General features: G+C 43.5%; 8 protein-coding genes. 2 read left to right on the top strand and 6 right to left on the bottom strand.

The window, feature by feature from the left end; all coding sequences use genetic code 11:
- Positions 1-329: 329 nt before the first annotated feature.
- From AC1MCB_RS06445 to AC1MCB_RS06425, 5 genes are all read right to left on the bottom strand, one after another.
- The gene (locus tag AC1MCB_RS06445; RefSeq protein ID WP_479967918.1) at positions 330-581 is read right to left on the bottom strand and encodes a hypothetical protein; all 252 of its coding nucleotides are present in this window, start codon (positions 579-581) and stop codon (positions 330-332) included.
- Between the two features lie 126 nt (positions 582-707).
- The gene (gene acnA / locus AC1MCB_RS06440) at positions 708-3,485 is read right to left on the bottom strand and encodes an aconitate hydratase AcnA (protein ID WP_479967917.1); all 2,778 of its coding nucleotides are present in this window, start codon (positions 3,483-3,485) and stop codon (positions 708-710) included.
- Between the two features lie 524 nt (positions 3,486-4,009).
- Entirely contained in the window at positions 4,010-4,738 is a 729-nt protein-coding gene (locus AC1MCB_RS06435) for a DUF3291 domain-containing protein (protein WP_479967916.1), read from the bottom strand.
- Between the two features lie 62 nt (positions 4,739-4,800).
- The gene (locus AC1MCB_RS06430) at positions 4,801-6,933 is read right to left on the bottom strand and encodes a S46 family peptidase (RefSeq protein WP_479968720.1); all 2,133 of its coding nucleotides are present in this window, start codon (positions 6,931-6,933) and stop codon (positions 4,801-4,803) included.
- A gap of 124 nt (positions 6,934-7,057) precedes the next feature.
- Positions 7,058-7,570: a hypothetical protein gene (locus AC1MCB_RS06425; protein ID WP_479967915.1), complete on the bottom strand. Its 513-nt coding sequence runs from the start codon at positions 7,568-7,570 to the stop codon at positions 7,058-7,060.
- Between the two features lie 766 nt (positions 7,571-8,336).
- On the opposite strand from AC1MCB_RS06425, the gene AC1MCB_RS06420 reads away from it, so the two are divergent.
- Together AC1MCB_RS06420 and AC1MCB_RS06415 are read left to right on the top strand one after the other, a co-directional pair.
- Positions 8,337-8,774, top strand: a complete 438-nt coding sequence (locus tag AC1MCB_RS06420; protein WP_479967914.1) for a VOC family protein — start codon at positions 8,337-8,339, stop codon at positions 8,772-8,774.
- Between the two features lie 1,037 nt (positions 8,775-9,811).
- A complete protein-coding gene (locus tag AC1MCB_RS06415) occupies positions 9,812-9,994 on the top strand; it encodes a hypothetical protein (RefSeq protein ID WP_479967913.1) in 183 nt (60 codons plus the stop codon).
- Between the two features lie 365 nt (positions 9,995-10,359).
- Here AC1MCB_RS06415 and AC1MCB_RS06410 read toward each other — a convergent pair whose 3' ends face one another.
- Positions 10,360-12,546, bottom strand: a complete 2,187-nt coding sequence (locus AC1MCB_RS06410) for a catalase (RefSeq protein WP_479967912.1) — start codon at positions 12,544-12,546, stop codon at positions 10,360-10,362.
- Positions 12,547-12,796: the final 250 nt, after the last annotated feature.

The following is a 12,796-nucleotide window of genomic DNA, read 5'->3' as shown; positions in this document are numbered from 1 at the left end:
ACTGTTATCGGAAATCTGGGAAGATGCATCGACATTTTTTTGGCTTTAATTAGTCAGGAAACCTGGTATAAATAGAATACTTGCCAAACAGCCATTTAATCCTTCAGGTCACCTTAAACAATGATTTCTTCTTAAATATAATCATTATGCACATTAAAAACCTATGTGTATGGGTAACAGAATTTTATACAGATCCGCCAAATAGACGATTTGAATTATTAAGTCAATGCTGTTAGTTTGGATTAGCCACTCAACATGTTACGGTGATGAGTAAGAGTGATTATATTTAACGACGGAGAGTTAGACTTTACGCTTTTCAAAGGGAGTTATTACAACACCTCATACCTGTTAAAAGCGGCCCCAAAGTCAGCACGCATTTGCTGGAAACGCTCAGCAACGGTAGCCATAAATTCATCATCCAGAATCTTGAAGACACCATCTACGCCATCGGTCAGATCGATTTCGGAAACTTTATAACTCTGCTCATACACACCCTTTTCTAGCTTAATGATAAACTTCTGGTTCATGGAAAAAATGGTGATCTTGCATACAGGGTGCGGGAGTTCTGCGATTACTCTCATTGTTTTAGGATTGGGATAGTAAATAAAATATGGGACGAACGTACACTAAAACTCCGTACAATCATAAACGCCGCTCTATCTTCAATATGATTTATTGTCTCATATCTGGCATCTCATATCTAGGATCTATTCATTTGCTTTGTCTAAAAATTGACGTAGCACATATTGCAATATTCCCCCATGCCGGTAATATTCAATTTCAATCTTAGAGTCAAGCCTGGCAATGGCCTGGTACCGGATTTCCTGGCCGTCAATTCGCTTCGCAATTACATCCAGCACTTTTAACGGACTGATGCTTTCTGCAATCCCGGTGATGCTAAATATCTCACGACCGGTAAGTCCTAGTGTAGCAGCAGATTCTCCAACCCTATACTGAAGGGGCAAAACGCCCATACCTACCAGATTACTTCTGTGAATACGCTCATAGCTTTCAGCGAGCACTGCTTTTACTCCTAATAGGAAGGTGCCTTTAGCTGCCCAGTCACGGGAAGAGCCACTTCCATATTCTTTGCCTGCTAATACCACCAGCGGCGTTTTAGCGTCTCTATACTTTAGCGATGCATCATAAACAGACATTTCTTCGCCGGAGGGTAAAAACGAGGTATAACCACCTTCTTTGCCTGCCAGCAGATTTTTGATCCTTACGTTTGCGAAGGTCCCACGTACCATCACTTCATCGTTACCACGACGGGAGCCATAAGAATTGTAGTCTGCTTTATCGATCCCTCTTCCGGTTAAATATTGACCGGCAGAAGAGTGTTCATTAAATGATCCTGCCGGTGAAATATGATCTGTTGTGATGCTATCACCCAATACCAGCAAGGCCCTTGCATCATTAATATCTTTTAAGGGCTCTGCATCATCAGAGATATTGTAAAAGAAGGGCACTTCTTTGATGTAGGTTGACTCATCGTCCCAAACATAAAGCTGGTCGTTAGGTACTTCCAGGTTACGCCAGATCTCATTGCCTTCAAAGATTTCGCCGTAGCTTTTAGCAAAATGGTCAGGAGATAAGACACTGCTCATCAAATCGTTGATCTCATCATCTGAAGGCCAGATATCTTTCAAATAAACAGGCTGCTGGTTGGGGTCGTAGCTTATCGGCTCATTGATCAGGTCAATATCAACGCGACCGGCAATGGCGTATGCGACAACCAGCATAGGCGACATCAGGAAATTCATCCTAACCTGCGGATGAATACGTGCTTCAAAATTCCGGTTTCCTGAAAGTACAGAAGCAACTACCAGGTCGTGTTCTTCCACCGCTTTTGCGATGTAAGGGGGCAGCGGTCCCGAATTGCCGATACAGGAAGTGCAGCCATAACCAACCACATGAAACTGCAAAGCTTCCAGGTCGTCCAGCAGGTCTGCCTTCTCGAGGTAGTCGGTTACTACTTTAGAACCGGGAGCCAGGGAGGTTTTAACCCAGGGCTTTGTGTCAAGACCATGTTCACGGGCCTTCCTGGCTACTAAACCGGCGCCGATCATGACGAAAGGATTAGAGGTATTTGTACAGGAAGTTATGGCGGCAATAGCGACAGAGCCATCCGAAACCTCGAATTTCCTTTGTCCCAGTGTTACCCATACTTTCTTCATCCCATCTTCAATTTTTTCTTCAATCTTGGTTTCCGGAGGCATGTCTACCGGACTATCTACCGGCTGGCTGCCCCCTTCGGCGTACCATCTGGTCAAATCCGGCGGTTTAATATATTTCCGGCCAAAGGTGCTGTGCAGCAAATCAATGAAAGTGGGTTTAAAGTCCTTTAATAAGATCTTATCCTGGGGACGTTTGGGCCCCGCAACGGTTGGTTCTATAGTGTCCAGGTCTAACTCCACGATATCGGTGTAAGTGATGTTTTCGTCACCTGTCCTCCAAAGCATATTAGCCTTACAATAATCTTCTACCAGTTTAACTTGTTCTTCAGATCTATTGCTTTTACACATGTATTCCAACGTTTTATCGTCAATAGGGAAGTAGGTGATAGTACAACCAAACTCTGGCGACATATTGCCGATGGTAGCCCTGTCGGGAACAGAAAGATTATCAAGCCCTGACCCGAACACCTCAACAAATTTCCCTACCACGCCGTACTTCCGGAGAAGCTCTGCGATAGTCAGCACCAGGTCCGTTGCTGTCGAGCCCAACGGTAATTTGCCTGTTAAGCGTAATCCGATCACTTCCGGCATAATGAAATAGATGGGCTGACCAAGAATGGCAGCCTCAGCTTCAATTCCGCCCACACCCCAGGCTACCACACCAATTCCGTTCACCATCGGTGTATGGCTGTCGGTGCCCACCAAGGTGTCCGGAAATACTTCGCCGTTTCGTTCAATGACGCCCTTCGACAAGTATTCCAGGTTTACCTGATGACAGATCCCCATTCCCGGAGGAACTACACTGAAGTTGGTAAAAGATTTTTGAGCCCATTTCAAAAACTGGTAGCGCTCTTTATTGCGCTTATATTCTTCATCCATATTACGGTCGTAGGCGTAATCGGTCCCGAAGTAATCTACCTGTACCGAATGGTCAATGACAAGGTCAACTGGGATTAGAGGATTGATCTCGTCGGGATTTTTACCTTTCCGGGCTATCTCGGCCCGTAATGAAGCAATATCAACGACAGCAGGCACGCCGGTAAAATCCTGCATCAGCACCCTTGCCGGCTTGAATGGAATGTCTTTATCAGAGGCCTCAGGTTTCCAGTTCAACAAAGTTTCTACATTCTCGGTGGTGATTGCAAAATCATCGAAGTTACGCAGTGCGTTTTCCAGTAATATGCGAATAGAAAAGGGGAGCTTATCGATCGCATGACCCTGTTTAACAAGTTCCGGAAGGCTGTAATAAGTGTAGGTGCCGTTTTTGGTATTTAAAATCTTTTTAATCTGGTACGGATCTTTTCCCATGATGTGAATTTTATGATGCGAATTAGGAGCACAGTTTGAAATAACTTTTAAATTACGAAGAAAGTGCTACTATCTATAACAGATTAATTTTTGATTGTTTGATTTGTGAAGTGGACTTTATTAAGAATCCTTTCCTTTACTCTCCCGATAAAAGATCGGGACATGTCGAATGCCAGGGAATATATTCTTTAATTAACTAATAATTCCCATCGGAGTATGTCACTCTGAGGGGAGCCGAAGAGGAGCCACCCAAGAGTCTTTATCACTAGTTGTCGTAAACTATTTTTATCCCGATGGAAGTCTCCGTCGACTCCGCGCAGGATAACACGGTCCGCTCAACAAGTCGAAATAAGTCGATAATTTTAATCGGGTAGTGTAACTATGAGCGGGCCTATGGCGAATCAGACCTTGTTAGCGGGTTGCCCATCGCAGCATGTCCCTCTTAGCGGAGTCGAAGAGCGGCCATCGGGAATATCTGTAAATCAGGTTTTTACTAGTCAAAAGTTTGCGGGCGCTATCAAATATCAGTTTTTACAAACGCCCTTAGCTTTCTGAAATTCGGCAAAGAGATCTTTCCCATTCAAGCTTCCATAACTCGCCACCAGCCTGAAACGTGCAAACAATTCTTCACTATACCAGTTCTCGGAGCGCGTCTTACGGATCACTTCCGCGTGCTCAGGAGATTTGTAAGCAAAATTAATCACGTCATCCATACTTTCCCACATTGATAGCGTGGCTTGTAGATAAAACGGTGCTTCACCCATACTGAATGAAGTGATATAACCTTTAGAGGTATCCATCATTGCGGATACCAAACCGACATTCGACCAGAAGCTTTTTACTTTCGAAGGCCGGATGGTGGCCCTGGTTAACACTACTATAGGCTCTGAAACCGTGCTCTCTTGAACTCTTGATTTATTTTTAAATGGCTCTTTACCAGACCATTTTCCGTGTGATGCTAAAGGTTCACATAAGATTGTCCACTCCTCTGTTGCAAACGTTCGCCACCAAACTGAGATAAAGGAGTTTTGATAAAATTTATTAAAGTCTTCCGAGGTTTTCCATTCTGCAAGAGTAACCCACATTTGCCAGTCGGGCTTTAGTGTAAACTTTCCGTCTTTGCCGGAACCCATCAGTTTCCAGAAGGTGCAACTTTTATCGAGCATCAGGGGGATACGATGTAATGCCATCGCCAGCAACGCAAACGGAATATATAAACTCCGGTATTTCACAATGCTAATGGAGACGATCATCGTTTTAAAAAAAAATATAAAAATACCCCCGGCAATTTATTCACCGGGGGTATAATCAGGTTTTAGATTCCGATCTCTTTTAATAAAAAGTCGGCCTTATCAATTTTAGATGCTACCCAGAGTACATACCGAATATCCACACCAATAGAACGGCTGTAATCTGGATTCCAGGCGTAGTCATTAATCGTAGCCTCGTAAGCTCTGTCGAAGTTTACACCAATCAGCTGACCATTTGCATCCATAATAGGAGAGCCGGAGTTGCCACCTGTTGTATCCATGTCATATAAAAGCGCAACAGGAACATCGTTCATATCTTTCTTTGCAAAGATGCCGAAGTCTTTCGCAAGCCAGAGATCTTTAATTTGAGGAGGGTAGGCGAACTCCGGATTGTTGGTGCTTCCCTTTTCGATAATTCCCTTTACGCTTGTAAAGGGTTTCATGTAAGAAGCATCTGCCGGTGAATATCCGCGAACATAACCATAAGTCAATCTCAGGGTGCTATTAGCATCCGGAACGAAGTCCTTCTTCAGGAATTTCTCTTTGACTGCCACATAGTCGCCCATCAATTTGTTCAGCAAGCCGTTCCTGCGATCTTTTTCTACCTTCAGCTTCGTAGCTTCTGCAGATACTTCCTGTTCAAAGATTAAAAGGGGATCATTATAATCGGTTAAAGCTTTTTGAGATTTGAAAATTGTGTTAAGCGTATAGTTCAGGTCTTTCAGTTTAGTAAACTGTAAGGTGCTTTCTACAAATTTGTTAGCCTGCTCTTTCTTATCAAACCCTTTCGCTAATTGTTTATCTACCGCCTTAATCCGCTGGTTTTGCGGCAGGGCAGAAGCATCGTTGACCATTCGTTTAAAAATAGTTTTATCGGTATTGAGATCATAGCTGTCGTATACGCCTCTTACAGTCTGCTCAAGCTTAGCAATATTAGCATTGTAATACTCAGCACGATTCGCTGCCGGTTGAGCCGCCAGAGTTTGCTTAAAGTTGTTGATGTGACGAGCTACGTTCAACAGGCTGGTGCTGGCGTAGATCTGGCTTAACCACATATCCTGTGCTGCGTCGCTATAGATCAGGTTATAAAGCTTATCGATATCCGGCATTAGCGAACCATACTTTTGTTTAGCCTCTGCGTTTGAATTGATGAACTGGGCCAAAGCTTCGTCCTCTTTCTTTTTCTGGTCAACCAGTTGCAAGCCACTTAATCCTTTCAGTTTGCCGCGGTAATTCTTCATAACATTCGCGTTTCTCTTAATTCGCGTAGCTAGCTTAAGCTCCAAAGCTTTATCCTTCTTACCGGCTTCTTCCATAGTTTTATTCTGAAAGTCATAAAGCTCTGATACGTATGGCAGTAAAAAGTCTTCCTGGAATTTTATAAACTGTGCGGGGCGGTGACGGAAAGTACGGCCCGGATAACCAAGAATAAATACGAAATCCTCTTCATTAACTCCTTTGGGATTAACTTTTAAAAACTTTTTAGGCTTGTACGGAACATTATCCTTAGAGAATTTTGCTGGCGAACCATCCGGAGCCACATAAGCTCTCATAAACGAATAATCGCCGGTATGACGTGGCCACACCCAGTTGTCGGTTTCTCCTCCAAATTCGCCGATAGAGCGTTGTGGGATATAAACCAGTCGTACATCCTGGATAGTCTTGTATCTGAACAGCACATAACTTTTGCCAATGAACATCTCAGAGACTTCTGCCTTAATGCTTGAATCTTCTTTTTCTGCCTCTTCGGCGATACTTTTCATCTGCTCAGTGATGATCCTGATCCGGTTAGAGGGGTCATTCTCATTTGCAACAGCACCTAATATGCGGGCCGACACATCTTCATAACTATCTGTTATACGCCATGTTAAGCCTTTAGCTTCAATTTCCTGTTCCCGTTCACGAGCTACAAAGCCATTGGTAAGGTAGTCTTTCTCAGGTGTGCTGGCTTGTTGCACGGCACCGAAGGCGCAATGATGATTGGTGATGATCAACCCTTCATCGGATACAAACGATCCGGTACAGCCACCTACATTCACCAGGGCATCTATTAAACTTACTCCATTAGGATTGTAAATATCTTTCTGATCAATTTTCAATCCCGCTTTCTTTAAGTCGAGTTTACTGATCTCACTTAAAGGAAACATTCCTTCCTCGAATACTTTCCAGGAAGTGCCTGCAATGGCGAGCGCCATCATCCCAGCTAATGCTGCTATTTTGGTATTAATTTTCATGCACGTTATTATTTCAGGCCAAAGCTAATAAAATAAAAAAGTCCTCAGAGAGTGACCTCTGAGGACTTGAAAATATTACAAAAGAGTATTAATTTTTCTTACCCTTCTTTTTGCTATTTGATTTGGAATCATCCCGGTAATTACGATCATAACGATCGTCCCTGTCATCATAACGGCGGTCATCATAGCGTCTGTCATCATAACGGCGGTCGTCATAACGTCGGTCGTCATTTCTGTTTTCCATTTTTTTACGCTGTCCCGGCGGCATTCCATGAGGATGTTTTCCTTCCCATCCCTTTCGTTTTGAGCCATACTGGTCGTTACGGTTACTTCCGTTCCGGTAAACTTTAACGCGATCGGTGCGCATTTCGTAATGTCCGGGTATGGTTCGTGAGCCAATGCCGAATACTCCAGATGTGCGGCGTTCCGGAATCCAAACCCGTCTTTCAACGGTCTGCCACTGGTAGTCGCCTCTATCATCCTGATATACTCCCGGTTCTGTTACTCTTCTATCGACCCTGTCGCGGCTGCTGTATTGTGCTGATGATGTGGTTGCTCCCAATGCTACAAAGAGGACAGCCAATAATAGGATTCTGCGCATTTCGTGTGTATTTGTTTTTATTGATATTAAGGTTTAGTAAAGTTGAGGCCTGAACATGAAGATTAAATGAACTTCCGGATATAAAAACAACTCTGGTAATAAAAGCCACCATGCTTTCCACGTTGATAATTTAATTTGCCTGGTATCAGCAGCGTTTATACTCTTCAGACTGTGGCGAAGATGAAAAGTTTACTCCAGCGCCGTGGATCAGTGGATGGGTGAGAGCATGGCTTTAAGATCAGCAGAATCATCAGGGACTTTATCTACCATTTATTTGCGGCGATAAAAATGGAAGGCTATCTGTGGATGAATCAGGTCTGCTATATAAATTATTATATATTCCTTTGCAATAGCCTATCCGACTATGACAATACTCTAAGCGTACCGACAAAGGTAAAAACTCTAACAGGCAACCAACAACCAGAAGATATACTGCATCAGGACTTTGCCCGTCCACTTGTAAGGGACTATTACCAGGCATAACAAACGACGAAGCACAAAGACGAATTAAAAACAGGCTTATCCAAACGGGACAACTTAATGCCTGACAAGAAACGACATACAACACAGCTGCTAACAAACGGCTTCAAGCTATATCGGTCACAGCAATTTGAAACTAACTGCTTTCTACCTACTTTAGTGATAAGGCAGGCTAAGTGGAACAATCCGCTACAACTTCAACCCCTAACCTTTAGGTGCAATTAGGCATGTATTACACCGGACTGAAACTGACATTAAAAAACTAAATAACACTAAAAATAGAATTATGGCAGCAATCAACCCTCACATTAACTTCAACGGAAATGCTGAAGAAGCATTTAATTTCTACAAATCAGTCTTTGGCGGAGAGTTCTCAAAAATTATGCGTTTCAAAGACCTTGCGAGTGCTGAATTTCAAGTAGCAGAAAGCGAAGCAAATAAAATAATGCACATTGCTTTGCCTATTGGGAAGGACGTTCTAATGGCCAACGACGTTCCTGAAAGTATGGGACGAACAAACGAAAATGAGAACAGGAGTAAAATTGTCATCAGTGCAGAAAGTAAAGAAGAAGCTGACAAACTATTTAGCGGCCTTTCAACAGGCGGACAAATTGAAATGCCAATTGTCGACAGCCCCTGGGGGTCATACTTTGGTATGTTCAGAGACAAATATGGAATTGAATGGATGGTAGATTTTGATCCTAATTATAAGGGACAAATTTAGTCGAAGAAAGCAACGAACACCTAACAATGTTGTGCCAAAAGGCGTGATGACGTACTTCGTATAGGCATTTGTGCTCATCAAATACTGTGCGTCGTTCGAACTTTAGTAATAAATCCCGCCCTTCGGCAAGCCTCAAAACGTTAGCAGTATGGCATTTACTGCCGGGCTAAGCAAACCCAAAAAAAGAAACCGAACCGGGAATGTTCTCTATTCCCATAGAAATAACGAATGAAATCTAAGCTTTAGTTGACACGATTATCCATTTTACTAATCCTGCGTTAAGCTTTAAAAAAACATAAATAACAACGTTATCTAAGCATTCACTAAATTGGAGGTTAAAATTTACATACCGCACCGGCTTTACAGGAATATGTGCTGAACCTATCAACGGGGAACGTGTTATTGCCGGAAAATATTAAGGAGGTTGTGACTTCTTATCCTCCAACACCATTTCAATCATTGATAATCTACAGCAACAATCCCATATCAATGGGCCGGATAGTCGATGGTAATTTCTCACATTTTAGACCATGTCCGCCTGGCCGTGCCTTCCGAGGATAATGACTTTTAGCGCAGCTTTTACTCCCGTAGATCAGATTCCGTCAGCGCTGGCAGCACAGGTTGCGAAAGCGTATGGTAAATCTCCACGTCTCCTACAGCATGATGCCATTCTTTGGTTTTCTCGTCCTGCATAAATTAGGACATCCTACTGCCCAGGAAGGATTGAAAATGCACCGCAGTTGGAATGGGTGAACTATTTGTTAATAGTCTGCTGCAAACCTAAAATCCCGAACAACAACCGGATCTATTGCCTGACCTTGAAACCTTTTAAGATATGGTGTAAGAGGTGGTACGAAAAACTATCAATTCACAAGCCTCGGGGATTTTAAAGATTGTAAGAAACGCTAGGTAGGGACCCTAAGAGTTATGGTTGGTATCAATCTAAACTTCATTCAGCGGCCAAAGACATTACCATGCAGGCGCAAAATCGGTATTGACTAAATTATGAATAGCGTTAAAAAAAGCTTCAGGAAGAAATGACTGACATAGAATTTGCCAACATGCTCGATACGGAAGCGCATTCTTCAGTAGCGAACGTTATTTGGAATGGTGGGAAGGTCTTCGATACAGGTTTTGTTCTGGTGACGGCTATAATTTTGCAGGGATTATCCAAACTCACCGACTACCCAGAAAGCAATAGCAATTATTGTTTAAGTTAAATTCGGATTTACTAAGCAATCTAACTCCGTCGGGTTTCCTAGTAGTTTAGTAGTAGTTTCCTAGGGGTTTTCTAGGGACTTCGTAGGGATCAAGTACTAGTAAACTACAAGGAAGTATTTATGAAGGAAGTTAACTGAAACAATAAAGGAAAAGGTGAAGATGATCTTGATTCGTTAGAAGGTATAGATTGATTTATAACAATACCAATTGGAAATTTATACTCTTTTTGACGGGTTTCAATTCCACGTTTAATTAGCGGCGGGCTTGCAAATCCCAAAGAACTAGCTGGTTTGCTACGGTAAAGATCTCATAAAAAAGGCCTGTCGTAGAACAGGCCTTTTTTGAATTTTAGGGGGAAGTATTATTAGGCGGGTATTTTTCGAGGTTTCTCTCTCTCCCAGAATCTATGCTGCGCAATGGCGGCAATAAACTGCATAGCCAGTTTGTCCAGACTATCACTAATAACAATACCTTCCTCTAAAATGCTTTCATCACTGTAATCTGATGGAAGTTTTTTACTAAAGTAAGTCGCTTTCAGGACCTGTATGGCCTGCTCATCGGCGGCTATAGCCTTACAATGCTTAAAGGCTTCGTTTAAGAAATGTACGGCATCTGGTTCCGCCTCCAGGGTAGCCACGCTGGTAGTTCCGCCGGGGACATATACGGCATCATAAACTACAGAAGCAGTCGTGAGGAAACTCTGATCGGCCATGATCGGCTCATCATCATCACCCGCACCTGCCAGAAAGCCCTGTTTAGGAGCGACCACTTCAACCATCGCACCCTCAGCTAAAAGTGCCTGCTTTACCCTGCTCAGTGATTTTATGTCAACACCGTCGGCAGCCAGAATCGCAATTCTGCGGCTTTTGATAGAGTTCTTTATGGTTTTGGCCATGCTTAAAGCTTCAGATTTAGCCAGGGAACCCTCCACTGGTACAGGCTGAAAATCAGCGGGATTTCCGTCAGCGGGTATGCTGCGGTTCATGGGTTGTTCGGGGTTTTGCGGTACGTCTACACCGATACCATAGGCTACCTGAGAGGCGAGTTTTTTATCAATTTGTTTGAGAATACCCAGCATCCGTTCTCTGATGGCCATTGACTTTACTTTGCCCAGTTCAAATGTAAGCGCATCAACCAGGTGGTTCTTTTCCGGATCAGACTGGCTGTTGAAAAACAACCGGGCCTGGCTAAAATGATCAAAGAAACTTTTGCTTCTGGCTCTTACTTTCTGCGCGTCCACACGTTCAGGATAAGAAGTAAAGCCGCCTTCAGCCGCTTTAGCCTGCACAGGGTCATTGTTGCCTAATGAATTCGGATTGTAGCTTGTTTTACCTTTATTGATAGTTTGTCGCATATGCCCGTCCCGCTGGTTGTTATGCACAGGTACAATTGGACGGTTAATGGGAATCTCCTGAAAATTCGGTCCCCCCAGGCGAATTAACTGGGTGTCGGTATAAGAAAAAAGCCGGCCTTGCAAAAGTGGATCATTGGTAAAGTCTATTCCTGGGACCACATGGCCCAGGTGGAAAGCTACCTGTTCCGTTTCGGCAAAAAAGTTATCCGGATTCCGGTTTAGCGTCATTTTACCTACCCGTTGTACCGGAACGAGTTCTTCGGGAATTATTTTAGTAGGATCGAGAAGATCAAAGTCGAACTTGAATTCATCCTCCTCAGGTACTATTTGTAATCCTAATTCCCATTCGGCAAAAGCGCCGGATTCTATCGCCTCCCATAAATCGCGGCGGTGAAAATCGGGATCTTTACCTGAGATCTTCTGAGCCTCGTCCCAGGCCACTGAATGGACGCCCAGCAAAGGTTTCCAGTGAAATTTGACGAAGCTGGATGTCCCTGCTTCATTGATCAAACGGAAAGTATGTACCCCAAAGCCTTCCATCATTCTAAAACTGCGCGGGATCGCCCGGTCGCTCATTAACCACATGATCATATGTGCCGACTCCGGCATCAGGGAGATAAAGTCCCAGAAGGTGTCATGGGCAGAAGCTGCCTGTGGTATTTCATTGTCGGGCTCCGGTTTAACGGCGTGTACCAAGTCGGGAAACTTAATGGCATCCTGGATAAAGAACACCGGCATATTGTTGCCTACCAGATCAAAGTTCCCTTCTTGGGTATAAAACTTGACTGCGAAGCCCCGCACATCCCTGGCCAGGTCTGTTGAACCCCGGGAGCCCGCTACCGTAGAGAAACGCACAAATACGGGAGTTTCTACGGTAGGATCTAAAAGGAATTTAGCTTTGGTAACAGATGAGAGCGACTCATAAACCTGGAATACGCCATGAGCCCCTGAACCACGGGCATGTACCACCCGTTCGGGTATCCGCTCATGATCAAAATGAGTCATCTTTTCACGAAAGATAAAATCTTCGAGCAAGGCAGATCCGCGCTCTCCTGCTTTCAGCGTATTTTGATCATCATTTATACGCGCTCCATGGTTGGTGGTCATAAACTGACCGGTGTCTTCGGTCGTGTTAGATTCCAGCTTTGCCTTTTTCTCATTGGCTACTGATGCCGTTGGTTTTTGAGGTTTTTTCATTAGTATAAATTTGCTTTTGATAGTTGAGTTTAGTGATCTGATTAATTTTAGAAAAAGAAATCTTCCTGCGCTTTTAGTTTAGAAAGTAAAATTTCTTAACAAACAAAAAGCGCTTTAGGTTCCACGTCTGAAGGATTATTTACGAAGCCTTTTAAAAATTGCGTTTTGTACTACCTACCGGGACCGCTGGTTAAGTGCAAAGTGCCCGTAGAAGCTGAAACTACAGGCTTGAAGATGTCAACTCAAAAGC

This window comes from Daejeonella sp. AP26, assembly GCF_056680515.1.
This window is presented reverse-complemented; position numbering and strand designations above follow the sequence as displayed.